The sequence below is a fragment of the Roseicyclus marinus genome (assembly GCF_036322625.1).
Lineage (GTDB): Bacteria > Pseudomonadota > Alphaproteobacteria > Rhodobacterales > Rhodobacteraceae > Roseicyclus > Roseicyclus marinus_A.
In genome coordinates, this window is the sequence record NZ_AP027266.1 from 1970839 (window position 1) to 1990212 (window position 19374).

Consider the following 19374-nt stretch of genomic DNA (forward strand, 5'->3'; position numbering starts at 1 on the left):
CGACGCGCCATGGATCTCACCGCGCTTGCCACGACCAACCCCGACCATTGGCGCCGCGCCGCCTGCATCCGGACGCTAACGCTCGATGCCGTGGCCGCTGCGAATTCGGGCCATTCCGGCATGCCGATGGGCATGGCCGATGTGGCCACGATCCTGTTCGCCAACCACATGAGCTTTGACGCGAGCAAGCCCGATTGGCCGAACCGCGACCGCTTCATCCTGTCGGCAGGCCATGGGTCGATGCTGCTCTATTCCCTGCTCTACCTGACCGGCTCGCCCGACATGACGCTGGAACAGGTCAAGAATTTCCGCCAGCTGGGCGCGATCACCGCAGGCCATCCCGAATACGGGCACGCCATGGGGATCGAGACCACGACCGGCCCGCTGGGCCAGGGCATCGCCAATGCCGTCGGTTTCGCCATGGCCGAGGAATTCCTGCGCGCCAAATGGGGCAAGAAGGTCATCGACCACTACACCTATTGCATCGCGGGCGATGGCTGCCTGATGGAAGGCATCAGCCAGGAGGCCATCGCGCTCGCAGGCCGTCAGGAATTGTCGCGCCTGATCGTGATGTGGGATGACAACGGCATCACCATCGACGGCAAGGTGTCGATCGCCGACCGCACCGACCAGAAGGCGCGCTTTGCCGCCTCGGGCTGGGATGTGTTCGAATGCGACGGCCATGATCCTGTCGCCATCGACGCGGCCCTGACGGCGGCCAAGGCCAGCCCCCGCCCCGCGATGATCGCCTGCAAGACCCATATCGCGCTCGGTCACGCCGCGCAGGACACCGCGAAGGGCCATGGCGCATTGACCGATGCCAAGCAGCTGCAAGCCGCCAAGGAAGCCTATGGCTGGCCGCATGGTCCCTTTGAAATTCCGGCAGAGCTCAAGAGCTGGTGGGAAGGCGTGGGGGCCAAGGGCCGGAGCGCACGCGAGGAATGGGAAACGCGTTTCGCCCTCCTGTCCGATGCAAAGCAGGCCGAATTCACCCGCGCCTTTGCCCGCGAGCTGCCCAAGAAGCTGTCGGCCACGATCAAGGCGCTGAAAAAGCAGCATTCCGAAGCCGCCCCCAAAGTGGCGACGCGGCAGGCGAGCCAGATGGCGCTCGAGGTCATCAACCCGATCATGGGCGAGCACCTGGGCGGGTCTGCGGATCTGACCGGATCGAACAATACCGATACGGCGGGACTGGGCGTTTTTGGCCCCGAGGATCGCAAGGGGCGGCATGTTCATTACGGCATCCGCGAACATGGGATGGCGGCGGCCATGAACGGCATGGCGCTGCATGGCGGTGTGCGGCCCTATGGCGGGACCTTCATGGTCTTTACCGATTACGCCCGCCCCTCGATGCGGTTGTCCTCTCTGATGGGGCTGCCCGTCACCTATGTGATGACCCATGACAGCATCGGCTTGGGCGAGGATGGCCCGACGCACCAGCCGGTCGAACATCTGGCCATGCTGCGCGCGACCCCGAACCTCTTGGTGATGCGCCCCGCCGACGCGGTCGAGACCGCCGAGGCCTGGGAAGTGGCCCTGATGCAGAAGACGACGCCGTCGGTTCTGGCCCTGAGCCGCCAGGCGCTGCCCACTGTGCGCAAGACGCATACCCCGAAGAACATGGTCGCCCAGGGCGCCTATGTTCTCGCCGAGGCGGAGGGCAAGCGGCAGGCCATCCTGCTCGCCACCGGGTCGGAGGTCGCCATCGCCATGGCCGCGCGCGATCTCTTGCAGGCCGAAGGGATCGGGACGCGGGTCGTGTCGATGCCCTGCTGGGAGATTTTCGAGGAAACCGACGAGGCCTATCGCAAGCGCGTCCTGCCCGCGGGGCCAGTGCGCGTGGCGGTCGAGGCCGCGATCCGGTTCGGCTGGGACCGCTGGCTCTACGGCGAGCGGGGCAAGCGCGAGAAATCGGGGTTCGTGGGCATGCACGGCTTCGGCGCCTCGGCCCCGGCGGGTGATCTCTACAGCCATTTCGGGATCACGGCAGAGGCCGTGGCGGCGAAGGTCAAGTCGCTGTTGTGATCGGCAAAGGTGCGCCTGAAGGCGCACCCTACCCTCCCATCGGATATTCGTGCTGGTGCGCCTGAAGGCGCACCCTACGGTGCGGTGGCCGTTCTAGGGTGCGTCTTCAGGCACACCCCGCAACGCGCCCCATCACGCCATGCGGGCGAAACCGTAGGGTGGGTGAAACCCACCACCCCGCGCACATCCATGAACCGTGATGGTGGGTTGCACCCACCCTACAACCTGCGCCTTTGGGCGCACCGCGCCCCAGATGTCAGAGATCGATCCGCGCGCGCGTGCCCTCGGCAAAGCGCCTGAGGACCAGCGGATAAAGCCGATGCTCCTGCTCCAGCACGCGGGCGGCAAGGCTATCGGGCGTGTCGCCCGCCAACACAGGAACGCGCGCCTGGCCAAGGATCGGGCCGCCATCAAGCTCCGCCGTCACCTCGTGAACCGTGCAACCGGCCTCGGCATCGCCCGCCTCGATCGCGCGGGCATGGGTGTGCAGGCCCCGGTATTTCGGCAAGAGTGACGGGTGGATGTTGAGCATCTTGCCCTGCCAGCGGGTCACGAACCCCTCGGTCAGCACCCGCATGAAGCCCGCAAGACACAGGATATCGGGCGAATGCGCGTCAAGCACCCGGGTCAGTTCCGCCTCGAAGCCCGCGCGGTCCTTGCCGAAGGGGCGGTGATCGACCACCGCCGTCGGAATGCCCATGGCAGCGGCTTTCTCCAAACCACCGGCATCCCGGTCATTCGCAAGGACCAGACAGGGCCGCGCCGGGTGGTCGCCGGTCATGGACCGGGCCAGCGTCATCATGTTCGACCCGCCGCCCGAGATCAGGATGGCGACGCGAAGGCTCACGCAAGGGCACCCGTGTAACTGACACCCGCACCGGGGATCACATGGCCCAAACGATGCACGCTTTCCCCCGCCTCGGCGAGCAGGGCTGCCAGCGCCTCGGCCCGGTCTGCGGCGACGACCAGCACCATGCCGATCCCGGCATTGAAGGTCTTGAGCATCTCGGCCTCGGCCAAGCCGCCCTCTGCGGCGAGCCATTGAAAGACGGGCGGCAATTGCCATGCGCCCAGGTCGATCGTGGCCCCCAGCCCCTCGGGCAGGACGCGCGGCAGGTTCTCGGTCAGACCGCCCCCGGTGATATGGGCCAACCCATGAACCCCGCCCGCCCGGATCGCCGCAAGCGCAGGTTTCACGTAAAGCCGTGTGGGCGCCAGGAGCGCGCGGCCGAGCGGCGCATCGGCAAAGGGGGCCTTGGCCTCCCAGGCAAGGCCCGAGCGTTCGACGATCCGGCGCACCAGCGAATAGCCGTTGGAATGGACCCCGTCAGAGGCAAGGCCCAAAAGCACATCGCCTGCAACAACGCCCGCGGGCAAGGCCGCGCCCCGGTTCATCGCGCCGACGGCAAACCCCGCAAGGTCGAAATCGCCCGGCGCATACATGCCCGGCATTTCGGCCGTCTCGCCCCCCACCAGGGCGCAGCCGGATTGCTTGCAGCCTTCGGCAATGCCTTCGACGATGCGCGCGGCGGCCTCGACCTCGAGCTTGCCGGTCGCGAAATAGTCGAGGAAGAACAAGGGTTCCGCCCCCTGGCAGACCAGGTCGTTGACGCACATCGCCACAAGGTCGATGCCGATCGTATCGAATTCGCCGGTATCGATGGCGATCTTGAGCTTGGTGCCCACACCATCGGTGGCCGCGACAAGGATCGGATCGTCATAGCCAGCGGCCTTCAGATCGAACAGCGCACCGAACCCGCCAAGCCCCGACATCACGCCCGGCCGCGACGTGGCGGCGGCGGCGGGTTTGATCCGGTCGACCAGCGCATTTCCCGCGTCGATATCGACACCGGCTTGGGCATAGGTGAGGCCGTTCTTGGCGTCGGTCATGATGGCATTCCCCTTCGGATTTGCGCGAGGCCCTAGCAAGCCCGCGCGCCCGCGTCCATGCGTCAGTTGCCCGGCCGGCCCGGTCCCCGCGTCGATCTTGCGCCGATCCAGAGAAACAGCACCATCATCGCCCCGGTCGTGCCCAGCACGAGCGCGGTTTGCTGCAAGCCCGCCGGATCGGCCAGGACCGCGCGCATGGGCGCGATGAAGATGGCGGGCAGGATGATCTGAAGCACCGCGAAGATCCCCAGGCACATGCCCCAGATCAGCGCCCAATCCCGGAGGACCAACACCTGTGTGGCGCGTTTGACCGCCTGCATCCCGACATCGGTGAGCGGCGCCGCGGCAAGGATCACGGCGGTCGCCATGGAATTGGGCAGGCCCCCGACCTGCACCAGAAGGCCGAAGATCACGCGCAGGCCGATCAGCCAGGCTGTGTAGCGCAACGCAAGAAGCGGCAGGGGCGGCATGGGCATTCCTCGGGCTTGTCGGTGAGGCGACGCATAGGCCATGGCCAGCGCGCGGGCAAGCGTGGGGCGCTTGACGGGGTGGCCGGGTCTGTTAATCCGGGTTTCGGCGGGCCTGTAGCTCAATGGTTAGAGCAGAGCGCTCATAACGCTTTGGTTGGGGGTTCAAGTCCCTCCGGGCCTACCAAACGCCTTGAATGATGTCCGCTGGGGTGTGCCTGCCTGCGATGTCGGGCCTAGGCCACTTGAGGCTCTGCCCCATCCACGCGCAGCGCAGACATGGGATACACCCAAGGCCCATTCGGGCGTTGCGCGCAGTTTCAACAACTTTCGATGATTTTGGCTCCGGCGGTAGGGATCGAACCTACGACCAATTGATTAACAGTCAACTGCTCTACCGCTGAGCTACGCCGGAACTGAGCGCGCGTATAGCAAGTCGGATTCCCAGCGTCCAGAGGGGGGAGGGGAAAAAACGTCCACGAAGTCATCTTGGCGTGAAACGGGCCTCGGGGCTGGGGTCGTCCAGCGCCAGAACGAGGTTTCTTTGGGCAAGATCAAGAAGATGCGCCAGAACGTTGCGACCCGCCGCAGGCAGCAAGCGAGGGTCGAGGTCAGCGTAGAGGCGTGCGGCCAGGTCATCTGCCGTGGCCTTCTCCATGTCCGACAGCGCCGAAAGGATCTGCGCTTCGCGTCCCTCGCGGTGGGCGATCAACTCGGCGATGCGGTGCTGGGGGGCGCATACGGGTTCGCCATGTCCCGGAAAATAGATGCGGTCATCGCGCCCGGCCAAGCGGCGGCAGGACGCCATGAACGCGCCCATGTCGCCATCCGGGGGCGACACCAGGGACGTGGACCAGCCCATCACGTGATCCCCGGTGAACAGCGCGCCGTTCCAGCCGAAGCTGAGGTGGTTTGCCATGTGTCCCGGCGTTTCCACGACGGTGATCTCGCCCCAATCGCCCGTGATCCCGTCGCCCTCGGCGATCTGGTCATCCGGCGCGAAATCGCGGTCCACCCCCTCGCCCCCGCCGATGCGGCCCTGCGCGGCCAAGGCCGCCATGACAGGGCTACGGCCCCAATCCGACGGCCCCGCAGCCAACACCCTTGCCCCCGTGGCCCGGGACAGCGGTCGCGCAAGCGGGGAATGGTCGCGGTGCGAATGCGTGATCAGGATCGCGCCGATCCGTTCACCCGGCGCCAATGCGGCGAGAATCGCGGCCATGTGCCCCGCATGGTCAGGACCCGGGTCGATCACGGCGATCTCGCCTTCGCCAAGCAGGTAGGTATTGGTGCCGTGCAAGGTCATCGGCGACGGATTCGGCGCGGTGAGCCGCCGCAGACCCGGTTCCAGCACGACCACGCCGCTTTCGCTTTTCATCGCCTCGCCTGCCTGATTATCTGGGCCCATGGATTTCGGCTGGCTCAAACGTGTCTTGCCGCGGGGCCTCTATGGCCGGGCCGCGCTTATCTTGCTTGTGCCGGTCGTCACCTTGCAGATTGTCGTCTCGGGGCAGATCCTGCAACGCTATTTCCGGGATGTCGCGGCGCAGATGACCACGGCGCTGGTGCTCGATCTCGACCTTTTGCGCAGCCGCATGGCAGAGGGCGAACCGGTCGAGGCGCTGGCCGAGGCGCTGGAGATCGGGATCGCCCCCGCGCCCGACGGCACGCTGACCGATCGGCGTCTGTTCTATGACCTGACCGGGGCCGAGGCGATCCGCGTCCTGCACCGCGATCTGCCGGGGTTGATCGCGGTCGATCTGGTCAGCGACGAACGGTTTCCGGCGGTGATCCTGCGCGCCGGCGACGAGATCGTCTCGCTGTCGGTGTCGCGGCGGCGCTTGTCGGCGTCGAACCCGCACCAATTGTTGGTGCTCATGGTCTTCTTCGGCCTGTTCATGACATGGGTCGCCTATATTTTCCTGCGTAACCAGCTCAAGCCGATCCGGCGGCTCGCGGAGGCGTCGGAAGCTTTCGGAAAGGGCCAGCTGATCGAATACAACCCGTCGGGCGCGACGGAGGTGCGCAGCGCGGGGCGGGCCTTTCTCGACATGCGCGGACGAATCGAGGCGATGATCGACCAGCGCACGCTGATGCTTTCGGGGGTGAGCCACGACCTGCGCACGCCGCTGACCCGGATGAAGCTCGGCCTGTCGATGCTGGAGGCCGAACCGGAGGTCACGGCCCTCATGCGCGATGTCGAGGAAATGGAGGCGCTGCTCGAGACCTTTCTCGATTTCGCACGGGGCGAGGCGCTGGATGATCCGACGCCGACCGACCCCGTCGCCCTTGCGCGCCAGATCGTCGAGGATGCGGGCCGCATCGGCGGCGAGATTGCACTGGTCGCGCCGGAACGCTCGGGCAGGATCTTGCTGCGCCCACAGGCGGTGCGGCGCTGCCTGTCCAACCTCGTGTCGAACGCGCTGCGTTACGGCGAAAAGGCAAGGCTGACCGTCGTGCTGTCCGACCGGGCGATCCGCTTCACGGTCGAGGATGACGGACCAGGCATCCCGCCCGAACGCCGGGCGGAGGCGCTGAAGCCTTTCGCGCGGCTGGACGCGGCCCGCAATCAGGACAAGGGGTCGGGGGTTGGGCTGGGCCTCGCCATCGCGCGCGACATCGCGCAGCGCCATGGTGGCAGCCTGTCTCTCACCGAAAGCGCGGAAATGGGGGGTCTCAGGGTCGACCTCGTGCTGCCGCGCTAGCCGGCTGTCGGCGGCGGTTCCCCTGCCCCGCAGGCAGAACACGCAGCCGAACCTTTCACGCCCCCTCGCCCGCGATGGCACCTTGGCGGGTGTCCGGAACAGACCATGCGATCCGCCGAAGCGGATGGCGTCCAGTGCCCCCAGACAACCAAACGCACGTCAGGCGGCGGCGACCTCGTCGGGTCGCATCGCCCCGGTCATCAGCGCCACGGCATCGGACATACTGATCGATTTGGGATCGACCACGCAAAGCCTGCGCCCAAGACGGTGAATGTGGATGCGGTCGGCAACCTCGAAGACATGGGGCATGTTGTGGCTGATCAGGACCACCGGGGTCCCGCGCGAGCGCACGTCGCGGATAAGGTCCAGCACCTTCCGGCTTTCCTTCACGCCCAGCGCGGCGGTCGGTTCGTCGAGAATGATCACCTTGGACCCGAAGGCCGCCGCGCGTGCCACCGCCACGCCCTGCCGCTGCCCACCCGACAGGGTTTCAACCGCCTGATTGATGTTCTGGATCGTCATCAGGCCAAGCTCGGAGAGTTTCTCGCGGGCGAATTTCTCCATCGCCTTTTGGTCCAGCATGCCGAACCAGCGCCCCATGATGCCGGGTTTGCGCAATTCACGGCCACAGAACATGTTGTCGGTGATCGACAGCGCCGGGCTGAGGGCAAGCGTCTGGTAGACGCATTCGATCCCCGCCTCGCGCGCCTGAAGGGGCGAGGAATAGCTGACCTCGCGCCCTTCCAGCGTGATGGTGCCCTCGTCGGGCGCGACCGCCCCCGAGATCGCCTTGATGAGCGAGGATTTTCCCGCCCCGTTGTCGCCGATCACGGCCAGGATCTCGCCCGGCATCAGGTCGAAATCGGCATGGTCCAGCGCCGTGACACGACCGTAGCGCTTGACCAGGCCACGCGCCTTGAGAAGGGGCTCTGTCATGCCGAAACCTTTCTGATCCATTGGTCGATGGCGACCGCGATGATGATGAGCCAGCCGATCGCGAAAACCTGCCAGAGCACATCGACCCCGGCGAGCCGCAGGCCCGACTGGAACACCCCCACGATCAGCGCGCCGAAGAGCGCCCCCATGATCGAGCCGCGCCCACCAAAGAGCGAGATACCCCCGATCACGACGGCAGTGATGCTCTCGAGATTGCCTTCGTAGAAACTCTGCGGCGAGATCGACCCCACCCGTCCGATCGACGCCCAGGCGGCAAGCGCGCAGATGAAGCCCGCCAGCATGTAGACCTGCCGCAGCGTCCGGTCCGTGCGGATGCCGGCCAGCTCGGCGGCCTCCTTGTCGTCGCCGATCATGTAGACATGCCTGCCCCATGCCGTCTTGTTCAATACGTACCAGAGCGCGACGAAGATCGCGATCATCAGCAGCGTGCCATAGGTCAGGCGCGCATCCCCGATCTGGATCGTATTGCCGAAGAATTTCAGCAGCGGCGCGGTCGTATCGATATCCGCGCCCCGGATCGATTGCGCACCCGAAAGCCAGAGATTGAGCGCAAAGAAAACGTTCCACGTGCCCAGCGTGGCGATGAAGGGGGGCAGCTTGATCTTGGTGACCAGCCAGCCGTTCAGGTAACCCGCCGCGATCCCGCCCGCGAAACTCACAAGGATGGCGAGCGGCGCGGGGACGCCGAACTGCACCGCCAGCTTGCCGGAAATCACGCTCATCAGGACCATGATCGCCGCGACCGACAGATCGATCCCCGCCGTCAGGATGATCAGTGTCTGTGCCGCCGCAAGGATGCCGATGATCGACACCTGCTGCATGATCAGGGACAGGTTGAAGGGCGAAAAGAACCGCTCGCCCGCGATCACGCCGAAAACCGCGATGGAAGCGACGAGAACGATCACCGGCACAAAGGTCGGGTTGGCATGCAGGACATGCTGGACCGTCCCGATCAGTCCACGCGGCGCGTGGTCGAATTCGGCGACGGCGACGCTGCTCTTGGCCAATTGCGCCTCGTAGTCATTTCCACCGGATTTCGGGGTTTCGGACATGTCGCGGTCTCCGTCCGTGAGGGTGCCACGGCATCGCCCGTCCGGGCAACACCGCTCTGCCGTGAGGCAAGGGGCAGAGGGCATGGGCGATGCGCGCGCCGCATGCCCTCCGCCTGTTTTCGGGGATCAGCCCCAGCACAGCTCCAGCGCTTCGGCCGAGGTGATCGACTCGACCCCGTCAACCGGCTGATCGGTCACCAGCATGACGCCGGTGTTGTAGAAATCGAGACCTTCGGTATTGGCGGGCATCGTGCCGTCGGTGGCATGGGCGATGATCGCCTCGATCCCCAGCGACGCCATGCGCAGCGGGAATTGCATCGCGGTCGCACCGATCACGCCGGCCGCCACGTCACGCACGCCGGGGCAACCGCCGTCGACCGATACGATCAGCGCCTGATCGGCCAGACCAAAGGCGCTCAGCGCCTCGTAGGCCCCGGCTGCTGCGGGTTCGTTGATCGTGTAGACAAGATTGATGCCGCTATCGACCTGAAGCAGGTTTTCCATGGCCGTCCGGCCACCCTCGGCGCTGCCGTTGGTGACGTCATGGCCGACGATGCGGGCGTCATCCTCGTCACCGATGCGGGTCGGGTCATTCACCTCGATGCCGAAACCGGTCATGAACCCCTGGTTGCGCAGGTAGTCGACCGACACCTGCGACGGGTTGAGATCCAGCGTCGCGATCCGCGCATCGGCAGCCGCATCGCCCATGGTCGCCGCGGCCCATGCCCCGATCAGGCGGCCCGCTTCGAAATTGTCGGTGGCAAAGGTCGCATCGGCCGTATCGGCCGGCTCGAAAGGCGTATCGAGCGCGATGACCAGAAGGCCCGCATCGCGCGCCTGGGTGATGACGGGCTCGAGCGCGCGGCTGTCGGACGGCGTGATCAGGATACCCGAGGCACCCGCCGCGATGCAGGTTTCGACAGCGGCGACCTGGCTTTCGACATCGCCGTCGATGGCGCCCGCATAGGTCTGCAGCGTGATGCCGGCCGCTTCGGCGGCTTCTGTCGCACCTTCGCGCATCTTCACGAAGAACGGGTTGGTGTCGGTCTTGGTGATCAGGCAGGCCGTCACGCCATCGGCGGATTGCGCCTGCGCCATACCGGTGAAGGCAACGGCGGCAGCGCCGCTCAACAGGAGCGTCTTGAGGGTCTTCGTCATGGTTTCCTCCCAGAAATACGGTGGGGCGGCTTTCGCCCCCTCACCCGCCAAGCATGATCCTGTCGCCGGGTGCCTGTCAATAAATAAATCACTCTTATTTAATAATTGACAGGAGACGCGGAACCTCCAAGATGCTCATGGGAGGAACGCCATGAAGGACGCGCCAGAACCATTTCGCGCCACGCCGCAGGCCGATGCGCTTGGCACGAACCAATCGGGCATGCGCGCGCAGAACGAGCGCCTTGTCCTGACCTTGATCAGACGCCACGGCGCCCTCTCCAAATCGGAAATCGCACGCCTGACCGGGCTGTCGGTGCAGACGGTTTCGGTCATCATGCGCGCGCTCGAGGATGAAAGCCTGATCCTGCGCGGCGAGCCGCAGCGGGGCCGCGTCGGGCAGCCTTCGGTCCCGATGAAGCTGAACCCGCGTGGTGCCTTTTTCCACGGGCTCAAGATCGGCCGACGTTCGGTCGAGATGGTCCTGACCGATTTTCTGGGCACGATCCTCGCGCGCCGGGTGCGCCAGCATGAATACCCCGATTACGAAACGGTCCTTGCCTTCGCGATCGAAACCGCCAACGAGCTTGTGGCCACGCTCTCGACCGACGAACGCGCGCGGATCGCGGGGCTGGGCATCGCGATGCCCTTCGAGATCTGGGGCTGGGCCACCACGCTCGGCGTCGACCCCAGGGCCATGACCCCCTGGAAAGAACGCGACATCCGCCAGGAACTCTCGGAGGGGTTGGGCTTCCCCGTCTTCCTGCAAAACGACGCGACCGCCGCCTGCAGCGCGGAACTGGTCTTTGGCGAGGATGAACAACCGTCGGATTTCCTGCATTTCTACGTCGCCTTCTTCATCGGCGGCGGCGTCGTGCTGGATGGACGGCTGTTTCAGGGACCCAACGGCAATGCCGGCGCGGTCGGGTCCATGCCCGTGCCCGACAAGACGGGCAGGATGCGCCAGCTGATCGACCTTGCCTCGCTCGTGACGCTCGAAAAGCGCCTGCAAGCGCGCGGCATCGACGCTTCGGAGCTCTGGGATTCCTCCGAGCATTGGGCGCTGCCGGATGATCTTGTTTCGGACTGGCTCGACGAGGCGGCCGAAGCCATCGCCCATGCGGTCCACGGGGCGCTTGCCGTGCTGGATTGTTCCACCGTCAAGATCGACGGATGGATGCCGCAAGAGCTCCGCCGCGAGCTGACCGAACGGGTCGGCGCCTGTCTGCGCAAGCATGACCTGACCGGTCTCGACATGCCCGATATCCGCGAGGGCAGGATCGGACCGGATGCTCGCGCCCTTGGTGCGGCAAGCCAGCCGCTCTTGTCGCGCTTCCTCATGGCATACCTGCGCTGACATCCGCGCAAGAGACCCACCCTGCCCCGTGCCGGTTCCGCCCAACCACCGAGACGGACCGGAGCCAAAGGATCAATCCGCGCCCAGCAACCGGTCCCGCAGGCTGCGTTGCGTATCCGTCTCTTCGCGGAAATCGAGCGCGGTGTGAATGTCGATCAGGTGCGAGCGCATCAGCGTCTCGGCCTCGTCGGGCTTTCCGGCGGCGATGGCGTCGATCAACCGCTCATGGTGATGGCTGTCGCAGCGCGCGCGCTCGCGATGCCAGTAAAGCGCGATGATCAGGGCCGAGCGCGACACCAACTGGTCGACAAAGCCCAAAAGCGTCTTTTGCCCCGAAATCCGGGCGATCTCGACATGGAAGAGGCCCGACAGGCGCAGCGACCGGCCGTATTCGCGCGCATCCAGCGCCTTGTGCTCCTCGGCACTGTGCTGCAGCAGCAGCTCGATATCGGCAGGCGTGGCATGGCGCGCGGCTTCGCGGGCGGTGCGCGGCTCGATCAATTCGCGCGCCTCGAACACTTCCTGCGCATCGGCGGGCGTGGGCTTGGCGACGCTCGCGCCCCGATTGGGCACGAGGGTGACAAGCTGGCTATGGGTCAAGGCCTGGAGACCCGCCCGCACGATGGTGCGCGACACCCCGTAGATCTCGCACAATTCCGCCTCGGCCAGACGCGTGCCCGGCGGCAGACGATGTTCATGGATCGCACGTTCCACCCCGATGAAAACGGGGTTGGCCCGACCGCCGTGCCGGTCGCGCTCATCCTCGAAGTCCATGTCGTGTTTCATGTCGCCCGTATGATGTAGCCCAGGGTTGTATGCAATCCGAATCTCGGTTTGTCGCCATTTGGCCCGATGCGGCGTGTCCGGAAAGAGCGATTCCATCCGGGAACAGGCGCGATTTCCAGCATTTGCCCGAATTTTCCGCCCAAAATTCAGGCTTAGTATGCAACTGAAACCTAAATTGTATACCAAATGCCCGAAATGTGTCGCCCGGGCCGCTCGCGGTTCTTCATATGCAGACAGCACTCCGGGGGCTTCCGGTGGGCCGATCGACACCAACAGGAGTAGACCATGCGCATGTCCCTACTGAGAACGACAGCCGCTGCAGCCATCGCGGCAACGATGTCCGTTGCAGGCCCCGCCTGGGCCGAAACCACCCTCACCATCGGCATGACCGCCGCCGATATCCCGCGCACCTCGGGCCAGCCCGACCAGGGGTTCGAGGGCAACCGTTTCACCGGCATCCCGATGTATGACGCGCTGACGCATTGGGACCTGTCCTCCGAAACCGATCCCAGCGTCGTGATCCCCGGTCTTGCCACAGAATGGGCGGTGAACCCTGACGATCCCACCCGCTGGACCTTTACCCTGCGAGAAGGCGTGACCTTTCACGACGGCTCGCCCTTCAACGCCGAGGCGGTCGTGTGGAACGTGGAAAAGGTCCTGAACGACCAGGCCCCGCATTTCGCCCCTGATCAGGTTGGTGCCACGACCTCGCGGATGCCGACCCTGCGGTCTGCCAGCGTGATCGACGAATACACCGTCGAGCTTGTCACCTCGCAGCCCGACGCCTTCCTGCCCTTGAACATGACGATGCTCTTCATGGCTTCGCCCACGCATTGGCAGGCGCTTTACGATGCGGTCGATGCCTCGGTCACCGATCCGGTGGCGCGTGCGGCGGCGGCCTGGACGGCGTTCGCCGCCGATCCCTCGGGCACCGGGCCCTTCATGGGCGATCTGTTGGTGCCGCGTGAGCGTTTCGAAATGGTGCGCAACCCCAATTACTGGGATCCCGCGCGCACGCCCACGATCGACCGCGTGGTCCTGATCCCGCTGCCCGATGCCAATGCCCGCACCGCCGCGCTCCTGTCCGGTCAGGTCGACTGGATCGAGGCCCCTGCCCCCGATGCGATCCCCCGGATCGAGGCCGAGGGCAACGTGATCTATTCCAACCCCCAACCCCATGTCTGGCCCTGGCAATTCTCCTTTGCCGAAGGCTCGCCCTGGCTTGACCGCCGCGTCCGCCATGCCGCGAACCTCTGTGTGAACCGCGAGGAATTGCAGGTGCTTCTGGGCGGCTACATGGGCATCCCGCAGGGCACCGTGAACGAGGGCCATCCCTGGTGGGGCAATCCGGGTTTCGAGATCACCTATGATCCCGACGCCGCCCGCGCCCTGATGGAAGAGGCAGGCTTCGGCCCCGGCAACCCGCTGCCCGTCACGGTTCAGACCTCGGCCTCCGGCTCGGGCCAGATGCAGCCGGTCACGATGAACGAATACATCCAGCAAAGCCTTGCGGATTGCTTCTTTGACGTGACGCTCGACGTGATCGAGTGGAACACGCTGTTCACCAACTGGCGGCAGGGTGCGCTGTCGGATGGCTCGCGCGGGGCGGATGCGATCAACGTGAGCTTCGCCACGATGGACCCGTTCTTTGCCATGGTGCGCTTTGTGTCGACCCAGACCTTCCCGCCGGTGTCGAACAACTGGGGCTATTTCGGCAATGACGAATTCGATGCCCTGATCGCCGAGGCGCGGACCTCCTTCGATGCGGCGGAACGCGATGCGGCGCTGGCCCGTCTCCATGCCCGCGTGGTGGAGGAAGCGCCCTTCCTCTGGGTCGCCAATGACGTGGGTCCCCGCGCCATGTCGCCCGCTGTCGGCAATGTCGTCCAGCCCAAGAGCTGGTTCATCGACATCGCCCCCATGACGATGGCCGACTGACGCCATCGATCCGGACCGGCCGCCGCGTCCCTTCCCGCGGCGGCCGGTTCTTCTGTCTCTGGACCCCGGGGGACCCATGCTGATCTTCACGCTCCGCCGCATCGCCTACACGATCCCGATCATGCTGGGCGTGTCGATCGTGTGCTTCGCGCTGGTGCATATCTCGCCCGGCGATCCGTTGGTCTCGATCCTGCCGCCCGATGCCTCGGTCGAGTTGCAGGAACAGCTGATGGCGATCTACGGCTTCGACCGGTCCTATCCCGAACAATTCCTGCGCTGGCTTTCCCGCGCGCTTCAGGGCGATCTGGGCAATTCCATCGCCACGGGCCGCCCCGTCACCTCCGAGGTGATGAACGCGGTCGGCAACACGCTGATCCTTGCCGTCACGGCCACGATCATCGGTTTCACCTTTGGCGGGCTTTTCGGGTTCGTCGCAGGGTTTTTCCGCGACAGCTGGATCGACAAGGCGGCCTCGACGCTGGCCGTGGTCGGCGTCTCGGTGCCCCATTACTGGCTGGGGATGGTGCTGGTCATCATCTTTTCGGTGGAACTGGGCTGGTTTCCGGCCACCGGCGCGGGCCCCGGCGGGTCCAGCCAATGGACATGGGATTGGGAGCATATGCGCCACCTGATCCTGCCCGCCGTCACCATGTCGGTGATCCCGATGGGTATCGTCGCGCGCACCGTGCGGGCGCTGGTGGCCGACATCCTGCAACAGGAATTCGTGACCGGCCTGCGCGCCAAGGGCCTCTTGGATCGCGGTGTCCTCGCCCATGTGATCAAGAATGCCGCCCCCACCGCCCTGGCCGTGATGGGCCTGCAGCTTGGCTACCTGCTGGGTGGCTCCATCCTGATCGAGACGGTGTTTTCCTGGCCCGGAACCGGCTTTTTGCTGGGGCAGGCGATCTTTCAGCGCGACCTGCCGCTGTTGCAGGGCACGATCCTCGTGCTCGCGATGTTCTTCGTCATCCTGAACCTCGTCGTCGACGTGGTGCAATCGGCGCTCGACCCGCGCCTGCAAAGGGGCTGACCCATGTCCGCAGCTCAGACCGATTTCGACACGCTCGCGACCGCCGACAAGCCCCAAGGCTATTGGCGGGGCGTCGGCCGCCGCTTCGCCAAGGACAAGGTCGCGGTCGCCGCCGCCTGTGTCGCGGGGGGCATGATCCTGATGGCGATCTTCGCCCCCTGGATCGCGCCGCAGGACCCGTTCCAGGGCACTATGATCCGCCGCCTGTCGCCCATCGGGACCGAAGGCTATCCGCTGGGCGCCGACGAATTGGGCCGCGACATGCTCAGCCGCCTGATCCACGGCGCGCGGCTGTCGCTTTTCATGGGGGTCACGCCCGTCCTGATCGCCTTTGTCATCGGATCGGCCATCGGCATCGCTGCGGGCTATGCGGGCGGCTGGGTCAATTCGATCATCATGCGCGTGCTTGACGTGTTTTACGCCTTTCCCTCGGTGCTTTTGGCCATCGCCATTTCGGGCGCGCTCGGGGCGGGTATCCTGAACGGGCTCTTGTCGCTGACCGTCGTCTTCATCCCGCCCATCGCTAGGGTGGCCGAAAGCGTCACCACCTCGGTGCGCAAGCTCGAATACATCGAGGCCGCCGTGGCCAGCGGCGCCTCCGCCTTCACCATCGTCCGGGTCCATGTTCTGGGCAACGTGCTGGGGCCGATCTTTGTCTATGCCACAAGCCTCATCTCGGTCTCGATGATCCTGGCCGCCGGCCTGTCTTTCCTCGGCCTTGGCGTCAGCCCGCCCAATGCGGAATGGGGGCTGATGCTCAACACGCTCAGGAACGCGATCTATGTCCAGCCGTGGCTCGCGGCGCTGCCGGGCGTGATGATCTTTCTCACCTCGATCTCCTTCAACATGCTCAGCGACGGGCTGCGCTCGGCCATGGATATCAAGCAATGAGCGACGCGATCCTGTCCGCCCACAACCTGGTCAAGCATTTCAACGCCGGCGGCTGGGGCCCGAACCGCAAGGTCGTGCGCGCCGTCGATGACGTGAGCTTCGAAGTGGCCGAGGGCGAGACCCTGGGCGTCGTGGGCGAAAGCGGCTGCGGCAAATCCACCACCGCGCGGCTCTTGACCCATCTGCTCGCCCCCAACAGCGGCGAGGTGCGCTACCGGGGCCGCGTCGCCGGGACCGAAGTGCCGCTCAAGACATTCCGCCGCCATGTCCAGATGGTGTTCCAGGACAGCTATGCCTCGCTCAATCCCCGCATGACGATGCTCGATGCCGTGGCCTTCGGCCCCACCGTCCATGGCATGGACCGGGCCGAGGCGCGCAAGCGCGCGGGCGCGCTGCTGGAACGGGTCGGCCTCGACCCCGCGCGGTTCGGGCCGCGCTATCCGCACGAGATTTCGGGCGGCCAGCGCCAGCGCGTGAACATCGCCCGGGCGCTCGCCTTCGACCCAGATGTGATCGTGCTGGACGAGGCGGTCTCGGCGCTCGACAAATCGGTCGAGGCACAGGTGCTGAACCTGCTGACCGAACTCCGGCGCGAACGTGGCCTTACCTATATCTTCATCAGCCATGACCTGAACGTGGTGCGCCACATCTCGGACAGGGTGATGGTGATGTACCTGGGCGAGGTGGTGGAAATCGGCCCCACCCGCACGATCTACGACCAGCCCCGCCACCCCTATACCGGCGCGCTTCTGGCCGCGATGCCCTCGCTCGACCCCGACCGCCGCACGCTGGAGGCCCCCCTGCAGGGCGATCCGCCCAATCCCATCGACCCGCCTTCGGGCTGCCGCTTCCACACCCGCTGCGCACAGGCCCATGCCCCCTGCCCGCTGCACGCGCCCGGGTCCATCGCCGTGGGCCAGCGCCACATCGCCGCTTGCCACCTCAACACCGTGCCGGAGGCCGCACCATGACCGCCCCGCTCGTCGAGGTCTCCGACCTGACCGTGACCTTTGCCGGAACACCGCCGGTCCATGCCGTCAACGGCGTCTCCTTCACCCTTGGACAGGGCGAGGTGCTGGGCATCCTTGGCGAAAGCGGATCGGGCAAGAGCGTCACGCTCAAGACGCTTTTACGCCTTTTGCCCGCGCGCCGCACGCAGATCGGCGGCAGCGTCCGGGTCGGTGGACAGGATGTTCTGGCGCTCGAAGGGCGCGCGCTCGCCGATCATCGTGGCGGCGTGGTGTCGATGATCTTTCAGGATCCGGGCCTTGCGCTTGATCCGGTCTACACGATCGGCCACCAGATCGCCGAAACCGTGATGCGCCACGAGGGTCTGGGCCGCCGGGACGCGATGGCCCGCGCGCTCGAAATGCTCGAGCTTGTGCGCATCCCCTCGGCCAAGCGGCGGCTGGCGAACTACCCGCACGAGATGTCGGGGGGCATGCGGCAACGGGCGATGATCGCGCTGGCGCTGGCCTGCAAGCCCAAGCTTCTCTTGGCGGATGAGCCGACGACCGCGCTCGATGCCACGGTGCAGATCCAGATCCTGCTCTTGTTGCGCGAGTTGCAGCGCGAGATGGGGATGGGCGTGATCTTCGTGACCCATGACATCGGTGTCGCGGTCGAGGTCTCGGACAAGCTTGCCGTGATGTATGCGGGCCGTTTCGTCGAAACCGGCAGCGTGGCCGAAATCATCCGCGATGCGCGCCATCCCTATTCGCAAGGGTTGCTTGCCGCCAACCTGGTGGGGGCGGAACCCGGCACGCTCTTGCACGCCATTCCCGGGGCGCCCCCCGCGCTTCATGCCGCGCCCGTGGGCTGCGCCTTTGCCCCCCGCTGCGCGCTGGCGCGTCCGGCCTGCAACGCCGATCCCGTGCCCCTGTGGCAAAGCCGCGATGACCGCTGGGCGCGCTGCCTCGCCGCAGCCGAGGCCGACACCCACACCGCCAAGGCGGACCCAGCGCCATGACCGCCCGGATCATCCTGCTCAATCCCAATTCCACCACCGCGATGACCGATGACATGGTCGCGATCGCGCGCGCGGCCCTGCCCCCCGGCATGACCGTGTCGGGAAGGACCAACCGCTCCGGCCCCCCCGCCATCCAGGGCGAAGCGGATGTGGCGGCCTGCCTGCCCGGTCTGTTCGACCTTGCCCGTGACGCGGCGGCGGCACAGGCCGATGCCATCGTGATCGGCTGTTTCGACGACACGGGGCTTACCGATCTGCGCGCGGCCATGCCCTGCCCCGTCGTGGGTCTGGGCGAGGCCGGGATGCTTGCGGCAACGCTGGCCGCACCCCGTTTCGCCGTTCTGACGACGACGGACGGATCGGTCCCCGCCATCACGGCCAATATCACCGCCATGGGCTTGATGCCCCGCTGCGATACGGTCAGGGCGGCGCAGATCCCCGTGCTGGACCTTCCCCTGCGGGTGCCGGACCTGCGGCAGGCACTTGCGACCCTCGCGGCGGATACGGGGGCCGGGGCCATCGTGCTGGGCTGCGCGGGCATGGGCAGCCTTGCGCCCTCTCTCGCGGCACCGGGTCTGCCCGTGCTGATCGATCCGGTGCGCGCGGCCGTGCTGCTTGCGGCGGCATCGCTGTCATGCGGCTTTCGCCCGCCAGCGACAGCCTAGGGCTTCAACCGGACGACGGCATCGACCTCGACCGCGGCATTGCCGGGCAAGCCGGTCACGCCCACGGCGGTGCGCGCATGCCATCCCGCCTCCCCAAACAATGCGATGAACAGGTCGGTCGCCCCGTCGATCACTTTGGGCGAGTGCGGGAACCCCGGCACGCAATTCACGAAACCACCCAGCCGCAGCACGCAATCGACGCGGTCCAGATCGCCCCCTGCCGCCTCCCACAGACGAAACAGCAGGTTCAGCGCACAGACCTGCGCCGCCTCGCGCGCTGCCGCCACCGCCTCGGGGCTGTCTTGAACCGGCCCTGTCAGCGTGACCTGGCCACCCCATTCGTTGATCTGCCCCGACAGGTAGACCACGGCCCCGTCGCGCCGATAGGGCAGGAACCGACCGCGCGGGGTCCAATCCGGCGGCAAGGCCAGCCCGAGCGCCGAAAGCCTGTCCATCACACTCATCTTGCGCCTCCCGCGACCGGCAT

At 66.1% G+C, this 19374-nt stretch carries 18 protein-coding genes and 2 tRNA genes; 10 read left to right on the forward strand and 10 right to left on the reverse strand.

Annotated features, from left to right (window positions below):
* Nucleotides 1–9: 9 nt before the first annotated feature.
* Nucleotides 10–2025, forward strand: coding sequence for a transketolase (gene tkt / locus AABA51_RS09350; protein WP_338271487.1), 2016 nt, complete (start codon nt 10–12; stop codon nt 2023–2025).
* A 256-nt stretch (nt 2026–2281) separates the two neighbouring features.
* Here the strand turns inward: tkt and purN are convergent, their stop codons facing one another.
* From purN to AABA51_RS09365, 3 genes are all read right to left on the reverse strand, one after another.
* Complete coding sequence (gene purN / locus AABA51_RS09355; protein WP_338271488.1) at nt 2282–2872, reverse strand: phosphoribosylglycinamide formyltransferase; 591 nt, start codon at nt 2870–2872, stop codon at nt 2282–2284.
* Entirely contained in the window at nt 2869–3915 is a 1047-nt protein-coding gene (gene purM, locus AABA51_RS09360; RefSeq protein WP_338271489.1) for a phosphoribosylformylglycinamidine cyclo-ligase, read from the reverse strand. The genes purN and purM overlap by 4 nt, the downstream gene beginning before the upstream one ends.
* 62 nt (nt 3916–3977) lie before the next feature.
* Nucleotides 3978–4391, reverse strand: coding sequence for a hypothetical protein (locus tag AABA51_RS09365; protein WP_338271490.1), 414 nt, complete (start codon nt 4389–4391; stop codon nt 3978–3980).
* Between the two features lie 102 nt (nt 4392–4493).
* On the opposite strand from AABA51_RS09365, the gene AABA51_RS09370 reads away from it, so the two are divergent.
* Nucleotides 4494–4569: transfer RNA gene (locus AABA51_RS09370), tRNA-Ile, on the forward strand.
* 153 nt (nt 4570–4722) lie between these two features.
* On the opposite strand, the gene AABA51_RS09375 is transcribed toward AABA51_RS09370, so the two are convergent.
* Nucleotides 4723–4797: transfer RNA gene (locus tag AABA51_RS09375), tRNA-Asn, on the reverse strand.
* A 69-nt stretch (nt 4798–4866) separates the two neighbouring features.
* Nucleotides 4867–5790 (reverse strand): MBL fold metallo-hydrolase, encoded by a 924-nt coding sequence (locus AABA51_RS09380; protein WP_338271491.1) that lies wholly within the window; start codon nt 5788–5790, stop codon nt 4867–4869.
* Between AABA51_RS09380 and AABA51_RS09385 the strand changes: the two genes are divergently transcribed.
* On the forward strand, nt 5789–7087 hold the full coding sequence (locus AABA51_RS09385; protein WP_338271492.1) for an ATP-binding protein: 1299 nt from the start codon (nt 5789–5791) through the stop codon (nt 7085–7087). The genes AABA51_RS09380 and AABA51_RS09385 overlap by 2 nt on opposite strands.
* Before the next feature lie 159 nt (nt 7088–7246).
* Here AABA51_RS09385 and AABA51_RS09390 read toward each other — a convergent pair whose 3' ends face one another.
* The 3 genes from AABA51_RS09390 to AABA51_RS09400 all read right to left on the reverse strand — a co-directional run bounded on the left by AABA51_RS09390 (nt 7247) and on the right by AABA51_RS09400 (nt 10254).
* Nucleotides 7247–8023: an ATP-binding cassette domain-containing protein gene (locus AABA51_RS09390; RefSeq protein ID WP_338271493.1), complete on the reverse strand. Its 777-nt coding sequence runs from the start codon at nt 8021–8023 to the stop codon at nt 7247–7249.
* Nucleotides 8020–9096: an ABC transporter permease gene (locus tag AABA51_RS09395; RefSeq protein ID WP_338271494.1), complete on the reverse strand. Its 1077-nt coding sequence runs from the start codon at nt 9094–9096 to the stop codon at nt 8020–8022. Before AABA51_RS09395 ends, AABA51_RS09390 begins: the two co-directional genes overlap by 4 nt.
* Nucleotides 9097–9222: 126 nt before the next feature.
* Nucleotides 9223–10254, reverse strand: coding sequence for a substrate-binding domain-containing protein (locus AABA51_RS09400; protein ID WP_338271495.1), 1032 nt, complete (start codon nt 10252–10254; stop codon nt 9223–9225).
* A gap of 151 nt (nt 10255–10405) precedes the next feature.
* On the opposite strand from AABA51_RS09400, the gene AABA51_RS09405 reads away from it, so the two are divergent.
* Complete coding sequence (locus AABA51_RS09405) at nt 10406–11608, forward strand: ROK family transcriptional regulator (protein WP_338271496.1); 1203 nt, start codon at nt 10406–10408, stop codon at nt 11606–11608.
* Between the two features lie 72 nt (nt 11609–11680).
* On the opposite strand, the gene AABA51_RS09410 is transcribed toward AABA51_RS09405, so the two are convergent.
* Entirely contained in the window at nt 11681–12394 is a 714-nt protein-coding gene (locus AABA51_RS09410; protein WP_338271497.1) for a GntR family transcriptional regulator, read from the reverse strand.
* Nucleotides 12395–12679: 285 nt separating this feature from the next.
* Here AABA51_RS09410 and AABA51_RS09415 point away from each other — a divergent pair, with 285 nt between their 5' ends.
* The 6 genes from AABA51_RS09415 to AABA51_RS09440 all read left to right on the forward strand — a co-directional run bounded on the left by AABA51_RS09415 (nt 12680) and on the right by AABA51_RS09440 (nt 18887).
* Nucleotides 12680–14332, forward strand: coding sequence for an ABC transporter substrate-binding protein (locus AABA51_RS09415; RefSeq protein WP_338271498.1), 1653 nt, complete (start codon nt 12680–12682; stop codon nt 14330–14332).
* Nucleotides 14333–14408: 76 nt separating this feature from the next.
* Nucleotides 14409–15362 (forward strand): ABC transporter permease, encoded by a 954-nt coding sequence (locus AABA51_RS09420; RefSeq protein WP_338271499.1) that lies wholly within the window; start codon nt 14409–14411, stop codon nt 15360–15362.
* Between the two features lie 3 nt (nt 15363–15365).
* A complete protein-coding gene (locus AABA51_RS09425) occupies nt 15366–16253 on the forward strand; it encodes an ABC transporter permease (protein ID WP_338271500.1) in 888 nt (295 codons plus the stop codon).
* Nucleotides 16250–17224, forward strand: coding sequence for an ABC transporter ATP-binding protein (locus AABA51_RS09430; protein ID WP_338271501.1), 975 nt, complete (start codon nt 16250–16252; stop codon nt 17222–17224). The genes AABA51_RS09425 and AABA51_RS09430 overlap by 4 nt, the downstream gene beginning before the upstream one ends.
* A complete protein-coding gene (locus AABA51_RS09435; RefSeq protein ID WP_338271502.1) occupies nt 17221–18222 on the forward strand; it encodes an ABC transporter ATP-binding protein in 1002 nt (333 codons plus the stop codon). Before AABA51_RS09430 ends, AABA51_RS09435 begins: the two co-directional genes overlap by 4 nt.
* Entirely contained in the window at nt 18219–18887 is a 669-nt protein-coding gene (locus AABA51_RS09440) for an aspartate/glutamate racemase family protein (protein WP_338271503.1), read from the forward strand. The genes AABA51_RS09435 and AABA51_RS09440 overlap by 4 nt, the downstream gene beginning before the upstream one ends.
* Here AABA51_RS09440 and AABA51_RS09445 read toward each other — a convergent pair.
* A complete protein-coding gene (locus tag AABA51_RS09445) occupies nt 18884–19351 on the reverse strand; it encodes a RidA family protein (protein WP_338271504.1) in 468 nt (155 codons plus the stop codon). The genes AABA51_RS09440 and AABA51_RS09445 overlap by 4 nt on opposite strands.
* Nucleotides 19352–19374 lie beyond the last annotated feature (23 nt).